Here is a 19,515-nt window from a genome sequence, read left to right on the forward strand (position 1 = left end):
GGAAACAACAAGGAACGTTTTGATTCTCCCGAGGCTCGTCCTGGCGGCCGCTTGGGCCGCTGTTTCCTTCTTGCGGTGTGGGGCCTGGCCGGAAATGGACTCTTTTGAACTGAACAAGATTCTCGGTGCCGTGCTCGGCACCTGTCTCATCCTGCTGGTGACGAGCTTCACCGCGAGTGCGCTGTTCGCGCCCAAGATGCCGGAAAAGCCGGGCTTCGAGATCGCCGTGAAGGAAGATGCCGGTCACGGCGGCAAGGAAGGTGGCGCGGCCGCCGCGTCGTCCGAGCCGATCGAAAAGCTGCTCCAGACCGCCTCGGTCGAGAAGGGCGCTGCCGCTGCCAAGAAGTGCGGCGCCTGCCACACCTTCGAGAAGGGTGGCCCGAATCGCGTCGGTCCGAACCTCTATGGCGTCGTCGGCGAAGCCCGGGGCGAGGGCCGCAATGGCTTCAACTTCTCGGCCGCGATGAAGGCCAAGGGCGGCACCTGGACCTTCGACGACCTCAACAAGTTCATCGCCAGCCCGAAGGGTTTCATCCCGGGCACCGCGATGGGCTTCGCCGGCATCCCGAAGGACTCCGAGCGCGCCGACGTCATTGCCTATCTGAATTCGCTGTCAGAGCATCCGCAGCCGCTCCCGACGGCGTCGAAGTAAGGCGTCAAAAACCTCTTCTGGAACATGCGGCCAGGCTGAAAAGCCTGGCCGTTTCCGTATCCGGACCTCGCGGTGACGTTATCGGGGCGTTTGGCCGCAGCAGATCGGCCGGCCGGGCTTCCAACATGAGGAAAAAGCAACATATTCCGTCGAAACCTCGCCTATATTGGGACCTTAAAGGAGTAACCTCCTTCAAGACAGGGATGTTGATTTGGCCATTACCCGACGCGAACTCCTGCTCACCGGCACTGCTGCCGCAGCGCTCCCCGCCCTTGGCTCTGTGGCGGGCCTTCCCGTCGTCTCTGTGGCCCGGGCGCAGTCGGCGGGAGAGTTGCCCTGGCGGCATGCTCTGTCGCTGTTCGGCGACATCAAGTACCCCGCCGATTTCAAGCGCTTCGACTACGTCAATCCGGACGCGCCCAAGGCCGGCGTCGCGCGCCTGATCTCGATCGGCACGTTCGACAATTTCAACATCGCCATCTCCGGCATCAAAGGTAACATCGCGCCGGCCGCCGGCATGATCTACGAAACGCTGATGACCCGGGCGCTCGACGAGGTGGCGACCGAGTATGGCGAGCTCGCCGAATCCGCGCAGCATCCGGATGATTTTTCCTGGGTCACCTATCGCCTGCGGAAGGAAGCGCGCTGGCACGACGGCAAGCCGGTGACGCCCGAGGATGTCATCTTCTCGCTGGAGACGTTCAAGCAACAGAGCCCGATGTACGCGTCCTACTACCGCCATGTCACGAAGGCGGAGAAGGTCGGCGAGCGCGACGTCAAATTCACCTTCGACGGGCCGGGCAACCGGGAATTGCCGACCATCGTCGGCGAATTGACCGTGCTGCCCAAGCATTGGTGGGAAGGCACCGATGCGCAGGGCCGCAAGCGCGATGTCGGCGTGACCACGCTGGAGATTCCGCTCGGTTCCGGTCCGTACAGGATCAAGGAATTCGTGGCAGGCCGTTCGATCAAGCTCGAGCGCGTGAAGGATCATTGGGGCGCCAATCTTCCGAGCCAGATCGGCCAGAACAATTTCGACGAGCTGCGCTTCGAGTTTTTCCGCGACAACCAGGTCGCGCTGGAGGCGTTCAAGGCGGATCAGGCCGACTGGATCGCGGAAAACTCCGCCAAGCAGTGGGCGACGGCTTACGACTTCCCGGCGGTCGCCGAAAAGCGGGTGATCAAGGAAGAGTTTCCGATCAACGATTCCGGCCGCATGCAGGCCTTCGTGGTCAACAACAGGCGCCCCCAGTTCAAGGACGCGCGGGTGCGGCGGGCCTTCAACTATGCGTTCGACTTCGAAGAGATGAACAAGCAGCTCTTCTTCAGTCAGTACAAGCGCATCAACAGCTATTTCGAGGGGACCGAGCTTGCCGCGACCGGCCTGCCGCAGGGCGAAGAGCTGCAGATTCTGGAGACCGTGAAGGACAAGGTGCCGCCGGAAGTCTTCACCACGCCGTACCAGAATCCGGTCGGCGGCAGCCCGGAAGCGGTGCGCGCCAATCTGCGTGAAGCGGCCAGGCTGCTGAAGGAAGCCGGCTTCGAGGTCCGCGACCACAAGCTGGTCGACGCCTCGGGCAAGGTCTTGACGGTCGAGATCCTGGTGCAGGATCCGTCGTCCGAGCGCATCGCGCTGTTCTACAAGCCCTCGCTGGAGCGGATCGGCGTCAACACGTCGGTCCGCGTGGTCGACGACGCGCAGTACCAGAATCGGCTGCGCAGCTTCGACTTCGACATGATCATCGACCAGTGGGGCGAGTCGCTCTCGCCCGGCAATGAGCAGCGCGAATATTGGAGCTCGCAGACCGCCGACGTACCGGGGGCGCGCAACACGATCGGCATCAAGAACCCTGCCGTGGACGCCCTGATCGAGAAGGTGATTTTCGCCAAGGACCGCGCCGGCCTCGTCGCCGCGACGCGTGCGCTGGATCGCGTGCTGCTGTGGAATTTCTACGTGGTGCCGCAGTTCACCTATCCGTTCGCGCGCTATGCCCGCTGGGACCGCTTCAGCCATGCCGAGCCGCTGCCGAAATACGGCCGGTCCGGCCTGCCGACGCTGTGGTGGTACGACGCGGAGAAGGCGGCGCGGATCGGAAAACGCTCTTGAGGAAGCAATTGCGCATGGCGCAGCTTTCACGCCGGCATGTGCTGGCTCTCGGTGTCGGCGGTGCGCTGAGCGCCGCCGCATGGCGCGGCGCGGCGGCGTCGGAGATGCCCACCGAGGCCCATGGCATCTCGGCGTTCGGCGATCTCAAATATCCCGCGAACTTCCACCATTTCGACTATGTCAATCTGGATGCGCCGAAGGGCGGCGCGTTCTCGCTGATCCCGTCGGTGCGTGCCTATAATCAGTCCTACCAGACCTTCAACTCGCTGAACGCCTACATCCTGAAGGGGGACGGCGCGCAAGGCATGGACATGACGTTCGTGCCGCTGATGGTGCGCGCCAATGACGAGCCGGATGCGATGTACGGGCTTGCTGCCAAATCCGTGCAGATATCGCCGGACAAGCTGGTTTATCGTTTCACCATGCGGCCCGAGGCAAAATTCCACGACGGCAGCAAGCTCACCGCCCACGACGCCGCCTTTTCGCTGACGTCACTGAAGACCAAGGGGCATCCGCTGATCATCGTGCAGATGCGCGACATGGTCAGTGCGGAGGCTCTCGATGATGCGACGCTGGTCGTCACCTTCGCCAAGGGGCGGGCGCGCGACGTGCCGCTCTACGTCGCCGGCCTGCCGATCTTCTCGAAGGCGTATTACGCCACGCGGGCCTTCGATGAATCGACGCTGGACACTCCGCTCGGCTCAGGCCCGTACAAGGTCGGAAGGTTCGAGGTCAACCGCTACATCGAGTTCGAGCGGGTGAAGGATTGGTGGGCGGCCGATCTGCCGCCGTGCCGCGGCAGCTACAATTTCGACATCGTGCGCTACGAGTTCTATCGCGACCGCGATGTCGCCTTCGAAGGCTTTACCGGCAAGAATTATCTCTACCGCGAGGAGTTCACTTCCCGCCTCTGGGCGACGCGCTATGACTTTTCGGCCGTGAAGGACGGCCGGGTCAAGATGGAGGTCGTGCCCGACGATACGCCGTCCGGTGCGCAAGGCTGGTTCATCAACACCCGGCGCGACAAATTTAGAGATCCTCGCGTGCGCGAGGCGTTGACCAACGCCTTCGATTTCGAGTGGACCAACAAGACCATCATGTACGGTGCCTATGCCCGCACCGTATCGCCGTTCCAGAATTCGGACCTCATGGCAAGCGATGGTCCGCCATCGCCTGAAGAGCTGAAGCTGCTCGAGCCGTTCCGCGGCCAGGTGCCCGACGATGTGTTTGCCGCGCCGTTCTCGCCGCCGGTCTCGGACGGTTCCGGACAGGACCGCAGCCTGCTGCGCAAGGCGCAGCAATTGCTGAACGAAGCCGGCGTGCCGATCAAGGATGGCAAGCGGGTGCTGCCGAACGGCGAGCCGTTCAAGATCGAGTTCCTGCTGGACGAGCCTTCGTTCCAGCCGCACCATGCGCCCTACGTCAAGAATCTCGGGACGCTCGGCATCGAGGCGAGCGTGCGTCTCGTCGATGCGGTGCAATTCAAGGCGCGTCAGGAAGATTTCGATTTCGACATGACGATCCAGCGCTTCAGCATGTCGGCGACGCCGGGCGATGCGATGCGCGCGTTCTTCTCGTCGCAGGTCGCGGCCACCAAGGGCTCGTACAATCTTGCGGGCGTCGCCAGCCCGGCGATCGACGCCATGATCGAGAAGATCATGGCCGCCGACAGCCGCGAGGAATTGACCATCGCCTGCCGCGCCTTCGACCGCCTGTTCCGAGCCGGCCGCTATTGGGTGCCGCAATGGTACAACAAGACGCACCGGCTGGCCTATTGGGACCAGTTCGGTCATCCGCAGAGGCTGCCGCGCTACGCCAACGGCGTCGGCGCCCCCGATATCTGGTGGCATGACGGCACCAAGGCGGCCAAGCTCGAGCAGGCGAAATAGTCATGAGCGCCTATATCGCCCGCCGCATCCTCCTGATGATCCCGACCCTGCTCGGGATCCTCTTCGTGTCCTTTGTCGTGGTGCAGTTCGCGCCGGGCGGACCGGTCGAGCGCGTCATCGCGCAGCTCTCGGGCGCCGATACCGGCGGCAGCTCGCGTATTTCCGGCGGCGGCGATTTTGCGCAGCGCGCGCCGGGGCAAGTCGGCGCCGGCGGTGATGCCATCAACTCGAAATATCGTGGTGCGCAGGGGCTCGATCCTGATTTCATCAAGAAGCTGGAGGCGCAGTTCGGCTTCGACAAGCCGGCGCCGGAACGCTTCGCGCTGATGGTGTGGAATTTCGCCCGCTTCGATTTCGGCAAGAGCTATTTCCGCGACGTCAGCGTGATCCAGCTGATCAAGGAGAAGCTGCCGGTCTCGATCTCGCTCGGCATCTGGCTGACGCTGATCACCTACCTGATCTCGATCCCGCTCGGCATCCGCAAGGCGGTGAAGGACGGCACGCGCTTCGACACCTGGACCTCGGCGGTGATCATCATCGGCTTTGCGATCCCGGGCTTCCTGTTCGCGATCCTCCTGATCATCCTGTTCGCCGGCGGCTCCTTCCTGAACCTGTTCCCGCTGCGTGGCCTGACCTCCGACGGCTGGTCGCAGTTTCCCTGGTACTGGAAGATCATCGACTATTTCTGGCATCTGACCCTGCCGCTGCTCTCGATGGGCCTCAGCGCCTTCGCGACCATGACGCTGCTGACCAAGAACTCGTTCCTGGACGAGATCCGCAAGCAATATGTCATGACGGCGCGCGCCAAGGGCTGCAGCGAAAGCCAGGTGCTTTACGGCCACATCTTTCGCAATGCGATGCTGATCGTGATCGCGGGCTTCCCGGGCGCCTTCATCCACGCCTTCTTTTCCGGCTCGCTCCTGATCGAGACGATCTTCTCGCTGGACGGGCTCGGGCTGCTCAGTTTCGAGAGCGTGCTCAACCGCGACTATCCGGTCGTGTTCGGCACGCTCTACATCTTTTCGCTGGTCGGCCTCGTGGTCAATCTGATCTCCGATCTGACCTATATGTGGATCGACCCGCGGATCGATTTCGAGGCGAGGGAGGTCTGATGACGCTGACCGCCCCGACCCCGATCGAGACCACGACGACGTCGCCGCTCGGCGAGGCCGTGCCGACCACGCGCAAGTCGTTCGCGCCGTCGCCGCTCAACAAGCGGCGCTGGGAAAATTTCAAGGCGAACCGGCGCGGCTACTGGTCGTTCTGGATCTTCATGGTCCTGTTCGTGGTGTCGCTGTTCGCCGAGCTGATCGCCAACGACCGGCCGTTCCTGATCAAATATGACGGCCATCTCTACTGGCCGGCCTTCATCACCTATTCGGAGACGACGTTCGGCGGCGACTTCGAAACCGCGGCCGACTATCGCGATCCCTATCTGCAGAAGCTGATCAAGGACAAGGGCGGCAGCATCATCTGGCCGCTGATCCGCTACTCCTACGACACCCACAATCTCGATTTGCCGACACCGGCGCCGTCGCCGCCGACCTGGATGCTGACGGAGGCGCAGTGCAAGCCGGTGGTTGAGAAGAAGGGGCTGAAGAGCTGCCGCGACCTCGAATACAACTGGCTCGGCACCGACGATCAGGGGCGCGACGTGGTGGCGCGGCTGATCTACGGGTTCCGTATCTCGGTGCTGTTCGGCCTCTGCCTCACCATCGTCTCCTCGGTCGTGGGCATCGCCGCCGGCGGTATCCAGGGTTATTTCGGCGGCTGGATCGATCTCACCTTCCAGCGTTTCATCGAGATATGGACGGCGATCCCCTCGCTCTATCTGCTGCTGATCCTGTCGTCGGTGCTGGTACCAGGCTTCTTCGTGCTGCTCGGAATCCTGCTGCTGTTCTCATGGGTGTCGCTGGTCGGCCTTGTGCGCGCCGAATTCCTGCGCGGGCGTAATTTCGAATATATCCAGGCGGCGCGTGCGCTCGGTGTGTCGAACAAGGTGATCATGTTCCGCCACCTGCTGCCGAACGCGATGGTCGCGACCATGACGTTCCTGCCGTTCATCGTGTCGTCGTCCGTGATGACGCTGACCGCGCTGGACTTCCTCGGCTTCGGTCTGCCGCCCGGCTCGCCCTCGCTCGGTGAGCTCTTGTCGCAGGGCAAGTCCAACGTGCAGGCGCCGTGGCTCGGCTTCACCGGCTTCTTCTCGGTCGCGATCATGCTCTCGCTGCTGATCTTCATCGGCGAAGCCGTCCGTGACGCCTTCGACCCGCGCAAGACGTTCAAGTGAGGGCGTGATGGACGCGATCAACCAGCCCCTGCTCAGCGTGCGCGACCTCTCGGTGGCCTTCCATCAGGGCGGCAGCACCACGCTCGCGGTCGACAAGGTCTCGTTCCAGATCAAGCGCGGCGAATGCGTCGCGCTGGTCGGCGAATCCGGCTCCGGCAAATCGGTCAGTGCGCTTTCGATCCTGAAGCTCTTGCCCTATCCGAACGCCTCGCATCCCTCGGGCAGCATCCGCTTCAAGGGGCAGGAGCTGATCGACCAGAACGAGCAGCAGATGCGGGAGATTCGCGGCAGCGACATCTCCATCATCTTCCAAGAGCCGATGACCTCGCTCAACCCGCTGCACACGATCGAGGCGCAGATCGGCGAGATCATCCAGCTGCACAATCCGACCAGCAATGCGCAGGCGCGCAAGCGGACGCTGGAGCTGCTCACCCAGGTCGGCATTCCCGAACCCGAGACGCGGCTGAAGAGCTATCCGCACCAGCTCTCCGGCGGCCAGCGCCAGCGCGTGATGATCGCGATGGCGCTCGCCAACGAGCCTGATTTGCTGATCGCGGACGAGCCGACCACGGCGCTCGACGTCACCGTGCAGGCGCAGATCCTGGCGCTGCTCGCCGAGATCCGCGCCCGGCTCGGCATGAGCCTGCTCTTCATCACCCACGATCTCGGCATCGTGCGCCGCATCGCCGACACCGTCTCTGTCATGAAGGGCGGCGTGATCGTCGAGCAAGGGCCGGTCGAACAGGTCTTCAAGACCCCGAAACATCCCTATACGCGCGATCTGCTCGCGGCCGAGCCGAAGCCCGATCCGGCGCCGCCGCAACCGGATGCGCCAGTGGTGATGTCGGCGGATGATCTGAAGGTCTGGTTCCCGATCAAGCGCGGCCTGATGCGCAAGACCGTCGGTCACATCAAGGCGGTCGACGGCGTCAGCGTCGCCGTGCGCAAGGGCGAGACGCTTGGCGTCGTCGGCGAATCCGGCTCGGGCAAGACCACGCTCGGGCTGGCCTTGCTGCGCCTGATCTCCTCGAACGGACGCATCGTATTCTTAGGAAAAGACATCCAGGGTCTGCGCTTCAAGGAGATGCGGCCGTTCCGGCGCGACATGCAGATCGTGTTCCAGGATCCGTTCGGCTCGCTCAGCCCGCGCATGTCGGTTGCCGACATCATCGGCGAAGGCCTCTCCGTGCATCAGCCAAAACTGTCGCGTGAGGAGCGCGAGGCGCGTGTCGTCAAGGCGCTCGAGGATGTCGGGTTGAAGCCGGATACACGGTATCGCTATCCGCATGAATTCTCCGGCGGCCAGCGCCAGCGCATCAGCATCGCGCGTGCGGTGGTGCTGGAGCCGGATTTCGTCGTGCTGGACGAGCCGACCAGCGCGCTCGACATGCTGTTCCAGGCGCAGATGGTAGACCTGCTGCGCGAACTCCAGCGCAAGCGCGAGCTCACCTACATGTTCATCTCGCACGATCTGCGCGTCGTCGCCTCGCTCGCCAGCCACCTCATCGTGATGCGCGGCGGCAAGGTCGTCGAGGAAGGCCAGGCCGCCGAGCTGTTCAAGAATCCCAAGACCGATTACACGCGCGCGCTGTTCGCGGCAGCGTTCCGGCTGGAGACGGCCGGGAACGGGGCAGCGGCGACGTAGTTTTGGTAGGATGGGTAGAGCGCAGCGAAACCCATCGCATTGCGGCACGCGGTGCGAATGATGGGTTTCGCTTCGCTCTACCTATCCTACGAAATTTGCGCTAGAGCCGCTTGATCGCGGCGACTTCGCTGCCGGCCGCCTTGATCCGCGCAATGGCCGGCTCGATCGGTTCGATCACCGTCGCCATGTGATGCGCGTTGGCGTGGACCATGGTGCTGGCGTCGCGGACGATCGCGACATGGCCCTTCCAGAAGATCAAATCGCCGCGCAGCAAGCTGCTCCGCTCATGCGGCTCAAGGGCGCGTCCGAGACCGGCCAGTTGCATGTCGCTGTCGCGCGGACAGCCGATGTCGGCGGCGGTCAGCGAAACCTGCACCAGGCCCGAGCAGTCGATGCCGAGGCTGCTCTTGCCGCCCCAGAGATAGGGCGTGCCGACGAAGCGTTCGGCGACGGCCACGAAATCCGGCTCGCGATGATCGAGCGGAGCGAGATGCGACTTCGGCAGGAACGTTCCGTCGCGCGCGACGGCGAAGCTGCCGTCCTCGCGGACGATCGCGAGCTTCGATCCTAGCACCAGCGTGTCGGCTGGCGGCAGCTTGATCGAGGGACCGGGGAAAGCCAGCGTTCGCAGCGCGCTCACCTTGTGCGTCGGCGTTGCCGCCGGCTTCATCAGCGCGGCATCTGGCAGCCAGCCGACATAGCCGTCGCCATTGAGCTGACCCCAGGCCCAGCCTTCGCCGTTGCGGTCGTAGACCGTGACGCGCTCGCCGCGCAGGGCTTCGGTCATCAGCATCGCGCCCGACGACGGCTGCTCGCGCACCGGCGCGAGCGGCGCGGTCACCTCGAACTCCTCGCCGGTGACGAAGCGATCCGCCTGCACCTTGCCTTCGAGATATTTTGCGGCGAGGTCGCCCCGCGCCGGCGTCAGTCGCTTGTCATGCATAGCGCTCGCTCAGCACTTTATAGATGGCGCGTGCCGCTTGGCATTCGCCACCTTCGGGACGCGCGGGCTTTGCCGACGGCGTCCAGCCGTAGATGTCGACATGCAGCCAGCTCTTGGCGTGCTCGACGAAGCGCTGCAGGAACAGCGCGCAGGTGATCGAGCCGGCAAAGCCGCCTGATGGTGCGTTGGTGATGGTGGCGGTCTTGGAGTCCAGCCACGCATCGTAAGCCGGCCATAGCGGCATGCGCCACAACGGATCGTTCTCCCTCACCGCGCAGCGCGCGACGTCGGCGGCCAGCGTCTCATCATTGGTGTAAAAGGGCGGTAAATCCGGCCCCAGCGCGACGCGGGCCGCGCCGGTCAGCGTGCCGAGATCGATCAGCAGGTCGGGCTTCTCCTCATCGGCCAGCGCCAGCGCGTCCGCGAGCACCAGGCGCCCTTCCGCGTCGGTGTTGCCGATCTCCACCGTGATGCCCTTGCGCGAGGTAAAGATGTCGAGCGGGCGGAAGGCATTGCCGGCGACCGCGTTCTCCACGGCCGGGATCAGCACGCGCAGCCGGACCTTCAGCCTGGCATCCATCACCATGCGCGCGAGCGCCAGCACGTTGGCGGCGCCGCCCATGTCTTTCTTCATGATCAGCATGCCGCTCGACGGTTTCAGATCGAGCCCGCCGGTGTCGAAGCAGACGCCCTTGCCGACCAGCGTCACCTTGGGATGGCCGGGATCGCCCCAGCCGATATCGATCAGCCGCGGTGCGCGGCTGGAGGCCATGCCGACGGCATGGATCAGCGGAAAGTTCTTCTCCAGATCCTCGCCGACGGTGCAGGCGAAGCTCGCGCCGAATTCGGTAGCCAGTGACTGCGCCGCCGCGGCCAGCTCCGCCGGACCCATGTCGTTGGACGGCGTGTTGATGAGGTCGCGCGCCAGCATCGCAGCGTCAGCGATGCGATCGATCTCGGTGGCATCGACGCCATCCGGCGGCACCAGGCGGACATCGGGGCGATCGGCCTTTCGGTAACGGGCGAAACGGTAGCAGCCCAGTGCAAAAGCCAGCGCCGCCAGTCGCGCATCGTGCGGTGCATTGGCAAAGCGATAGATGCCCGGCGGCAGCAAGCCGGGCAGGGCGCCCGGCCGGAACAGGTCGCGCGATCTCGCACCCTCGTCCTCGAGGCCGAACAGCACCTGCGCGATCGTGCCGTCGGGCGCCGGCAGCGCCAGATAGCCGCCGGGCTTGCCGGCAAAGGCGCTCGCGGTGGCGAACTGGCGTTGCGCCGGTGGCAGCGTCTCGGCGATCTGATTCCAGCTCGACTTGGTGACGAAGGTGATCGGGATGGCGGTCGGCGACGTCTCGAAGACAGAAGGCATTGGCGGGTCCGGATCGTCAGTTCAAGCTGATGAGCGAATGGAGCAGACTTCGCAGAGTTTGGCCGTTGCCGCAATCGGCTTTGCCGTCACCGTTTGGCGAGCCGCTACTCGCGACCGGGGGGCCATGCTAGGTTCCGGAAAACGGCGGCCTGACGTGGTGAAGCGTGGGCCGCCGAAGCAAATCCTGCCGGGAGGAGAGCAATGGAGTTTGTGTGGAGCGTGGTCACGTTCATCGGCCAGGCCGTCGAGGCGATCTTTGGTTATGTCGAACACCATCACTGGATCTTCGCGTTCCTGGCCGGCGGCTACGTCTTCTATCTGCACGACCGCTCCGTTCACGCGCGGTTCGATGCACTCGACAAGCGCATCGACGAAATCCGCAAGCGGATGGCCATCGAATATTGATCGGGCGAAGCGAAACCTCGGGCGGCCGGATTCCGTAGCTTCCCACGCTGAGAACTGCCGTTCACGCGCGCGGCCGCAGGGCTTTACTAGCGCTGCGGTTGTGGCATGATCGACGGATATTTTAAATTGTTCCGTGCGGCCTCGCACGCATCGCGTGTGGAAGCGCAACGGCACACGATTGATACCTGCCTGGAGTCATCCCTCCCCGGGCCGAGACCGGCCTGAAGCTTCTCGTCGACGGCATTTCTCTCATCGTTTGGGCGGCGCAGCATTCGCAATGAGCGGCGCAACATGGATAGATCGTTCGTTATTGCGCAGATCTCCGACCTGCATCTGGACGGGTCAGGGCGGCTGCTTGCGACGATCGAAGCCCTCGGCGCTGCGCTGCGCGAGAGAATGGCGGGCTTCGCTGACATTCCCGATCGCATCCTGCTGATCACCGGCGATCTCGTCGATGATCCGACGCCGCATGCGCTCGCCGAGGCGCTCGCCGTCATTGCGTCGTTCCGGCAGACCGGGCTGTTCACCGACATCCAGGCGGTTGCCGGCAATCACGACGTCAAGCGGGCGAGCCAGCGTGCCGGCCGTCACGACGTCTATGATTACCTGCACCTGCCGCGGACCTCGAAGAGCGTCTATTATCGCCAGGCCGGCCTCGATCTGGTGCTGCTGGATTCCAACCGCGCCAGCCTCACGACGCTTGCGCGCGGCAATATCGACGAGACCGCTTATAATGCGATGGTCGCGGGCTCTGCCCGGTTGAGTGTCGAGCTCGCGGGCAGCCTGGGGTCTTCGGGGCGCGCCGATTATGCAGAGCCTGCGGAAAACCTGGTGCGAGTGCTGGCGCTGCACCATCATCCGCTGCCGCAGGCAACCGGCGAAGGCAAACGGTTTCTCGGCGTGCCGGATGAGCCGGTGATGTATCTCGCCGCGCCTGCGACCCTTCTCGAAGCTGCGACCTCGCTCAACGTCAATCTGGTCCTGCACGGCCACCGGCATGTCGAGGGGCTGACCCGCTATTCGATTCCCGATCCGCGTGCGACGCGAAGCACGGGCGATGAAGCGTTCTGGCGCACGATCTACGTGCTGTCCTGTCCGTCATCGACGGGGCAGGCCGGCGACGATGCCGGCTTCAACATCATCCATTTCGGGCCGATGTTCGCGGGCAGCGCTGTCGAATACGGGTTTGCGATCGCGCGCTATTCGCGCCCGCGCAACAATGGTGGCTTTCACCTGCTCGACTCCAACCTGTCTGATGGTGTCATCCGCCTGCCAGCAGGGCGCGATTACGCCCGTGACCCGGCCGTCCAGGCGGCCATCGAGATTGCTTCATTGGCGACACTGAAGGGGGATCAAATCGCGGCGCTGGTTCGCCGGCTGCTGATGCGCCGCGCCTTCTATGCCGATACCGAGACGGATTGGACCAACGCGCTCTATGTCTATCTCGTGACCTTGCATGCCATGACCGATCTCGAAGACAAGCTCGGAAGGTCCGGCCGCAAGCGTGACGTTGAGGCGCTCGCCGCGACGGCCGGGCTGCTGCGCCGGTTGATCGCGCACTCCGCCGGTGCGCTCGGCATCGACCCATTTCAGCTCGACGAACTCGTCGCAAGGCGCCTGGTCAACCGCGAGGACCTCCGGCGCGAATGGCCCGGGCAGCCGTGTGCGGGCACCAATCTCGACGCTCATATGCGGCAAAGGCTGTTGTTGCTGCGGGACCTGAACGAGCAGGTGAAGGCGCTCGGCCTGGATCTGAGCTTCGGCGGGGAGGTGCCGCCGCAAGCGCCGCCGTGAGGGAACAGCGTTAACCGGCCATTAGGGTTAACGGTCTATTGCTGACGCGTTCGGCTCGATCCATCCGCTCGAGAGTTAAGGCGTCATGCGTCAACGGTTCAGTCCTGCACGGCTTCTCGCGTCTGTTTCGCTCGTCGCGATGGTTGCCACGGGTCTCGGCGGCTGCTCATCCATGCCGAAGTTTTCCGACGTCACCGGCTCGATCGGGTCGCCGCGGGCGGAGGCCGCCCCCACCGATCCGGCGCGCGCCGTCGAAGTCTATGGCGAGCGCTACCGCGCCAAGCCCAAGGACGCCGAGGCCGCGCTCGGCTATGGCCAGGCGCTGCGCGCCAACGGCCAGCGTGCCCAGGCCGCCGCCGTGCTCGAACAGGCGACCATCGCCAATCCCGGCAACAAGCCTCTGCTGGCCCAGTATGGCCGCGCGCTCGCCGACAACGGTAATTTCCAGCAGGCCTTCGACGTGCTGTCGAAGGCGCATTCGCCCGATAATCCGGACTGGCGCCTGCTCTCGGTGCAGGGCACCGCGCTCGACCAGATGGGGCGCCACGAGGAAGCGCGTTCCTATTATGTGAGCGCGCTGAAGATCGCGCCGGGTGATCCCGGCGTGCTCTCCAATCTCGGCCTGTCCTACATGCTCTCGCGGGATCTGCCCAAGGCCGAAGAGGCGCTGCGGCAGGCTTATGCCTCGCCGCGCGCCAGCAGCCGGGTGCGGCAGAATCTCGGTCTCGTCGTCGGTCTCCAGGGCCGCTTCGCGGAAGCCGAGACCATCGTGAAAGCGGACCTGCCGCCGGACCAGGCCGCGGCCAATGTCGCATATCTGAAGGATATGCTGAACCGCAACGAGGCCCCGCGCGGCGCGCCGAAGCGGACGCCGGTCGCCTCGCTCAGCCAGCCCGACTGATCAGATTAGATTCTTGAAGCTGCCGGGCGGACCGCTTGCGGTCCGCCTTTCGCGTTACTGCAGATCGGAGATCTTGATGCCGGTCGGTCCGAGAATGACGACGAACAGCACCGGCAGGAAGAACAGGATCATCGGCACCGTCAGCTTGGGCGGCAGCGCGGCGGCCTTCTTCTCGGCTTCGTTCATGCGCATGTCGCGGTTTTCCTGCGCCATGACGCGCAAGGAGTGCCCGAGCGGCGTGCCGTAGCGTTCCGCCTGCTGAAGCGCGAGACACACCGACTTGACGCCCTCGAGCCCGGTGCGCCGCGCCAAATTCTCATAGGCGACCTTGCGATCCTGCAGATAGGACAGCTCGGCCGTGGTCAGCGTGAACTCTTCCGATAGCGCGATCGACTGGCCGACGATTTCGGTGGCGACCTTGCGGAACGCCATTTCGACCGACATGCCGGACTCGATGCAGATCAGCAGCAGGTCGAGCGCATCGGGAAAGGCGCGCTTGATCGAGAGCTGGCGCTTGGAGATCGCGTTCTTGAGGAACAGCATCGGCGCCTGCAGGCCGAGATAGGCGGCACCGACGCAGATGCCGATCTTGATCGGCATCGGCCGGTCCATGTGCGCGATCAGGAACACATAGATGACCGTGCCGACGAACAGCACGATCGGCGCCACCATGCGGGCGAACAGGAAGGTGATGTAGGGCGCCTGGCCGCGGTAGCCGGCCATGATGAGCTTTTCGCGCGCTGCTTCCTGCGCGAGCCATTTGGTGAGGTTGAAGTCCTCGACGACCCTGGAGACGACCTGCTTCGGTGTCTGGCGCAGCGAGACCTTCTCGTTCTTGCTTAGGCGGTCGCGTTCGCGCTGGCGGATGCGCTCACGCTCGCTCGCCACCGCTTTCATGCGCTTCGACAGGCCTTCGCCGGCGAACAGCGGCATCACCAGCGTATAGACGGTCGCGCTGGCGGCGATGGCCGCCAGCAGCATGGTCATGAAGCGGACGTCATGTAGTTTCGCAACGAGAAACTCGACCATACGGCACCGTCAGAAGTCGAAGTTGATCATTTTCTTCATCACCATGATGCCGATCGACATCCAGATGACGCAGCCGACCAGCATGAGCTGGCCGGTGGGATGGGTCCAAAGCAGCGAGATGTAGTGCGGCGTCGTCAAATAGACGAGGAACATCACGATCGGCGGCAGCGAGCCGATGATGCCGGCCGAAGCCTTGGCTTCCATCGACATCGCCTGGATCTTTTCCTTCATCTTCTTGCGGTCGCGCAGCACCTTGGAGAGGTTGCCCAGCGCTTCGGAGAGATTGCCGCCCGACTTCTGCTGGATCGAGATGACGATGCCGAAGAAGTTGGCCTCCGGCAGCGGCATGCGCTCGTAGAGGCGCGAGCAGGCTTCACCGAGCGGCATGCCGATCGCCTGGGTCTCGATGATGGCCAGGAACTCGCTGCGCAGCGGCTCGGGCGAGTCGGCGGCGACGACCTTGATCGATTCGAACAGCGGCAGGCCCGCCTTGATGCCGCGGACGATGACGTCGACGGCGTCCGGGAGTGCGGCCAGGAACTTGGTTTCGCGGCGCTTCTTCAGGAAGCCGAGCGCCCAGCGCGGCAGGCCGAAGCCGCCGGCAAAGGCAAGGCCCGCGGCGCCGAGCAGGCCGCCGCCGACGAACATCGCGGCCGCGAACAGCGCGCCAGCCACCACGGCGGACGCGATCCAGAATTTCTGCGGCGTCCAGTCGAGGCCGGCTTGCGACAGGCGAACGCTGAGCGGAACGCTCTTTTCCTGCTGACGCCGGGCCTCGAGATCCTTCAGCGACGTCTCGACCTGCTCACGGCGGGACCGCTGGCTCTTCTCGGACTGCTTGGCCGTGGGTGCATCGGCGCGCGCGATCGAGGCGCGGCGGTTCTCCGCCTTCCGCTCGCCGGACAGCAGCGGATAGAGGAAGACCCAGGCGATGCCGCCGACGGCGGCGGTGGCGAGGAAGGCGAGGGCGAGGACCTGCATGTTCATGGCGTCGATGACCTGCTCACGTCTTCGGTGCCACTTCCGCAGCGTCGAGCGCGGCGGCAAGGCGTTTCTCGTCGCCGTAATAGCGGGCGCGCTCCCAGAACTTCGGACGGCCGATGCCGGTCGAGCGATGCTTGCCGATGATCTTGCCGTTGGCGTCCTCGCCGACCATGTCGTAGAGGAAGATGTCCTGGGTGATGATGGTGTCGCCTTCCATGCCCATCACCTCGGTGATGTGGGTGATGCGGCGCGAACCGTCGCGCAGGCGCGCCGCCTGCACGATGACGTCGATCGAGGCGCAGATCATCTCGCGGATGGTTCGCGACGGCAGCGAGAAGCCGCCCATCGTGATCATGGATTCGCAGCGCGACAGGGCTTCGCGCGGGTTGTTGGCGTGCAGCGTGCCCATCGAGCCGTCATGGCCGGTGTTCATGGCCTGCAGCAGGTCGAACGCCTCGGGTCCGCGGACTTCGCCGACGATGATGCGTTCGGGACGCATACGCAGGCAGTTGCGCACCAGTTCGCGCATGGTGACCTGGCCCTCGCCCTCGATGTTGGGCGGGCGGGTTTCCAGCCGCACCACATGGGGCTGCTGGAGCTGGAGCTCGGCGGCGTCCTCGCAGGTGATGACGCGTTCGTCGTGCTCGATGTAGTTGGTGAGGCAGTTGAGCAGCGTGGTCTTGCCCGAGCCGGTACCGCCGGAGATCAACACGTTGCAGCGGACGCGGCCGATGATCTGGAGGATCTCGGCGCCCTCCGGCGAGATCGCGCCGAACTTGACGAGCTGATCCAGCGTCAGCTTGTCCTTCTTGAATTTGCGGATGGTGAGCGCGGGGCCGTCGATCGACAGCGGCGGCACGATGGCGTTGACGCGGGAGCCGTCGGCGAGGCGCGCGTCGCAGATCGGCGAGGATTCGTCGACGCGCCGGCCGACCTGGCTGACGATGCGCTGGCAGATGTTGAGGAGCTGCTGGTTGTCGCGGAAGCGGATGCCGGTCTTCTGGATCTTGCCGTTGACTTCGATGAAGACCGTGTTGGCGCCGTTGACCATGATGTCGGCGATGTCGTCGCGCGACAGCAGCGGCTCGAGCGGACCATAGCCGAGCACGTCGTTACAGATGTCGTCGAGCAGCTCTTCCTGCTCGGCGATCGACATCACGATATTCTTGATCGCGATGATCTCGTTGACGATGTCGCGGATTTCTTCGCGGGCCGATTCCGAATCGAGCTTGGCGAGCTGGGCGAGGTCGATGGCCTCGATCAGCGCGCCGAAGATGGTCGCCTTGACCTCGTAGTAATTGTCCGAGCGTCGCGTCTCCATGGCCGGCGCGGGCTTCGCCGGGGCAAGCGGCGGCGAGGCGACCGCCGGCGGGGGCGGCGCGCGCGACACCGTCGACGCCGGAGCCGGGGCTGGCTCTGGCGACGCGGCGGGCTTCGGGGCCCGAAGGTCGGTGTCTGTTCCGCTACGCTTACCGAACACTTAACGACTCCATGCGGCGGCCTATTTTCCCCGCAACTTCTCAATCAGCGGTGAAAGCAGGGACGACTTTTGTTTCTTCGTTTCGCTGCGGCCGGTCAGGCGCTGGGCGATCTGGAGGAACATCTCGATCGACTTGTGGTTGGCCGAGATCTCCGCGATCATCTGGCCGTTGTTGGCCGCGGCCCCGAAGATCTGGGGCTCGAACGGGATCGAGACGACCGGCTGGCTCTCGATCGCCTTGGCGAACTCCGCGGCGGCGATTTCGGGCCGTTTCGGCACCCCGACCTGGTTCAGGCAGTACAGCGGCGGCCGGTCGTTCGGGCGCGAGGCCTTCAGGAGGTCGAACAGGTTCTTGGTATTGCGCAGATTGGCGAGGTCGGGCGCGGCGACGATCAGGATGTCGTCGGCCCCGATCAGGGCGCGCTTGGTCCAGCCCGACCATTGATGCGGGATGTCGAGCACGATGCAGGGCATGGTGGAGCGCAGCGTGTCGAACACGGCGTCGAACGCGTCGGCGCCGAAATCATAGACCCGGTCGAGCGTCGCCGGCGCCGCCAGCAGGCTGAGATGGTCGGTGCATTTCGACAGCAGGCGGTCGATGAAGGCGGTATCGACGCGATCCGGCGAGAACACGGCGTCCGCGATGCCCTGCGGCGGGTCCTGGTTGTAGTCGAGGCCGGCGGTGCCGAAGGCGAGGTCGAGATCGGCGACGACCGCGTCCATCGCGAGGTCGCGCGCAATCGCCCAGGCCACGTTGTGGGAGATGGTGGAGGCGCCGACGCCGCCCTTGGCGCCGACCACGGCGATGATGCGGCCGACCGCCTTGGCTTCCGGCGCCGAGAACAGGTTGCAGATCGAGCGAACGACGTCGATCGCGCCGACCGGTGCGAGCACGTAGTCGCTGACGCCGCGTCGCACCAGCTCGCGATAGAGCATGACGTCGTTGATGCGGCCGATCACGACCACGCGGGTGCCGGCGTCGCAGACGGTGGCGAGCTGGTCGAGCCCGCCCAGGAGGTCGTTGCGGCCGTCGCTCTCGAGCACGATCACGTTCGGCGTCGGGGCCGAGCGGTAGGCCTCGATCGCGGCTGCCATGCCGCCCATCTGGATCTTCAGATGAGCCTTGCCGAGCCGGCGATCCTCGCCGGCCGACTGCACCGCGGCAGCGGTCTCCACGGTCTCGCAGAAGGCCTGGACCGAGACGCGCGGCGCGGGCGCAATATGCTCCTCGACCGGCGGGGGCGGAGCCTCCGGCTGCTCTTCGTGTGTCTGGCGAGCGTAACTGATCATTTGCCGGTGTCGCTGAGTTTGGCCTTTTCGGCCTCAGGATAGATAACCGCGGTCGGATTTCCCTTGCGATATTTCTCGAAGGCCGCGGTGCGCCGCGTCGTGTAGGACGGCGTTTCCGGTCGCGGCTGCTCGAGATCCGACGGGTTGTCGATCATCGCGGCCATGTTGCGCTGATAGGCGCAGCCGTAATTGTAGTAGTCCTTGTTCTGAAACCAGCTCTTGTTCTTCATGGAGGGGCCGAGATCCTCCGGCCACAATCCGCAGGGACCTGCGACCGCGGCGATCCTGGAATAGGTCATCCGGATCGGAGGCAGGAAGCGCTTGTCCTCCGGCTGGTAGGGGCGGACGGTGACGCCGCGCGGCGGAACGCCCGCGGCCGCCAGCAACCCCTGAATCTCGCGCATCGTTTCGGCGACCGGGCGCGCGTTAGGCGTGCCGGACGGCGCGTCGATTTGAATGGCGCCGGTGCCCTCGTGCATCCAGGTCGACGCCAGGCCCATCACGTCGGCGCGCTGGGCGGCGGTCAATCCGCCACGGGCGTGGCCGACGAAGAGCACGATCGAGCGGTTCTGCTCCTCGATCGCGATCGGATGACGCTGCTTGTAGTCGTCGGGAATGGAAGCCACGACCTCCTGGTCGTGCTGGCAGCCCCCGAGCGCCAGCGCGATGCCGACGAGCGCGCCACCGATGCCGATGGCGCGTTTGCGAAGCTGGGGTGGTCTTGTGGTCATCGTGAGGTC

At 64.7% G+C, this 19,515-nt stretch carries 16 protein-coding genes; 9 read left to right on the top strand and 7 right to left on the bottom strand.

All coding sequences use genetic code 11. From position 1 onward, the window contains the following. Positions 1 to 94 precede the first annotated feature (94 nt). The 6 genes from RAD16_RS31640 (at position 95) to RAD16_RS31665 (ending at position 8,583) form a co-directional block, all read left to right on the top strand. Positions 95 to 652 (top strand): c-type cytochrome, encoded by a 558-nt coding sequence (locus RAD16_RS31640; RefSeq protein WP_458161741.1) that lies wholly within the window; start codon positions 95 to 97, stop codon positions 650 to 652. Positions 653 to 863: 211 nt separating this feature from the next. Then, positions 864 to 2,759, top strand: coding sequence for an extracellular solute-binding protein (locus RAD16_RS31645; RefSeq protein ID WP_458161742.1), 1,896 nt, complete (start codon positions 864 to 866; stop codon positions 2,757 to 2,759). A 14-nt stretch (positions 2,760 to 2,773) separates the two neighbouring features. After that, entirely contained in the window at positions 2,774 to 4,648 is a 1,875-nt protein-coding gene (locus RAD16_RS31650) for an extracellular solute-binding protein (RefSeq protein WP_458161743.1), read from the top strand. Positions 4,649 to 4,650: 2 nt separating this feature from the next. Then, positions 4,651 to 5,760 (top strand): microcin C ABC transporter permease YejB, encoded by a 1,110-nt coding sequence (locus tag RAD16_RS31655; protein ID WP_458161744.1) that lies wholly within the window; start codon positions 4,651 to 4,653, stop codon positions 5,758 to 5,760. Continuing rightward, positions 5,760 to 6,938 (top strand): ABC transporter permease, encoded by a 1,179-nt coding sequence (locus tag RAD16_RS31660; RefSeq protein WP_458161745.1) that lies wholly within the window; start codon positions 5,760 to 5,762, stop codon positions 6,936 to 6,938. The genes RAD16_RS31655 and RAD16_RS31660 overlap by 1 nt, the downstream gene beginning before the upstream one ends. 7 nt (positions 6,939 to 6,945) lie before the next feature. Then, positions 6,946 to 8,583 carry an ABC transporter ATP-binding protein gene (locus tag RAD16_RS31665; RefSeq protein WP_458161747.1) on the top strand — a complete coding sequence of 546 codons (1,638 nt, stop codon included), beginning with the start codon at positions 6,946 to 6,948 and terminating at the stop codon, positions 8,581 to 8,583. A 100-nt stretch (positions 8,584 to 8,683) separates the two neighbouring features. On the opposite strand, the gene RAD16_RS31670 is transcribed toward RAD16_RS31665, so the two are convergent. Further along, entirely contained in the window at positions 8,684 to 9,526 is an 843-nt protein-coding gene (locus tag RAD16_RS31670; RefSeq protein WP_458161748.1) for a C40 family peptidase, read from the bottom strand. Next, complete coding sequence (locus tag RAD16_RS31675; RefSeq protein WP_458161749.1) at positions 9,519 to 10,892, bottom strand: leucyl aminopeptidase family protein; 1,374 nt, start codon at positions 10,890 to 10,892, stop codon at positions 9,519 to 9,521. Before RAD16_RS31675 ends, RAD16_RS31670 begins: the two co-directional genes overlap by 8 nt. Before the next feature lie 201 nt (positions 10,893 to 11,093). On the opposite strand from RAD16_RS31675, the gene RAD16_RS31680 reads away from it, so the two are divergent. The 3 genes from RAD16_RS31680 to RAD16_RS31690 all read left to right on the top strand — a co-directional run bounded on the left by RAD16_RS31680 (position 11,094) and on the right by RAD16_RS31690 (position 13,992). Further along, entirely contained in the window at positions 11,094 to 11,297 is a 204-nt protein-coding gene (locus RAD16_RS31680; protein WP_092032077.1) for a hypothetical protein, read from the top strand. Between the two features lie 291 nt (positions 11,298 to 11,588). Beyond that, positions 11,589 to 13,091: a metallophosphoesterase family protein gene (locus tag RAD16_RS31685; protein ID WP_458161750.1), complete on the top strand. Its 1,503-nt coding sequence runs from the start codon at positions 11,589 to 11,591 to the stop codon at positions 13,089 to 13,091. Between the two features lie 85 nt (positions 13,092 to 13,176). Beyond that, positions 13,177 to 13,992, top strand: a complete 816-nt coding sequence (locus tag RAD16_RS31690) for a tetratricopeptide repeat protein (protein ID WP_458161751.1) — start codon at positions 13,177 to 13,179, stop codon at positions 13,990 to 13,992. A 54-nt stretch (positions 13,993 to 14,046) separates the two neighbouring features. Here the strand turns inward: RAD16_RS31690 and RAD16_RS31695 are convergent, their stop codons facing one another. The 5 genes from RAD16_RS31695 to RAD16_RS31715 are packed head-to-tail and all read right to left on the bottom strand — an operon-like array spanning position 14,047 to position 19,506. Then, the gene (locus tag RAD16_RS31695; protein WP_458161752.1) at positions 14,047 to 15,021 is read right to left on the bottom strand and encodes a type II secretion system F family protein; all 975 of its coding nucleotides are present in this window, start codon (positions 15,019 to 15,021) and stop codon (positions 14,047 to 14,049) included. Between the two features lie 9 nt (positions 15,022 to 15,030). Beyond that, positions 15,031 to 16,008, bottom strand: a complete 978-nt coding sequence (locus RAD16_RS31700; RefSeq protein WP_458161753.1) for a type II secretion system F family protein — start codon at positions 16,006 to 16,008, stop codon at positions 15,031 to 15,033. A 16-nt stretch (positions 16,009 to 16,024) separates the two neighbouring features. Beyond that, positions 16,025 to 17,485, bottom strand: coding sequence for a CpaF family protein (locus RAD16_RS31705; protein ID WP_458161754.1), 1,461 nt, complete (start codon positions 17,483 to 17,485; stop codon positions 16,025 to 16,027). A 21-nt stretch (positions 17,486 to 17,506) separates the two neighbouring features. Beyond that, positions 17,507 to 18,775 (bottom strand): AAA family ATPase, encoded by a 1,269-nt coding sequence (locus RAD16_RS31710; RefSeq protein WP_458161755.1) that lies wholly within the window; start codon positions 18,773 to 18,775, stop codon positions 17,507 to 17,509. Further along, positions 18,772 to 19,506 (bottom strand): CpaD family pilus assembly protein, encoded by a 735-nt coding sequence (locus RAD16_RS31715; protein ID WP_458161757.1) that lies wholly within the window; start codon positions 19,504 to 19,506, stop codon positions 18,772 to 18,774. The genes RAD16_RS31710 and RAD16_RS31715 overlap by 4 nt, the downstream gene beginning before the upstream one ends. Positions 19,507 to 19,515 lie beyond the last annotated feature (9 nt).

The sequence above is a fragment of the Bradyrhizobium sp. 18BD genome (assembly GCF_054185225.1).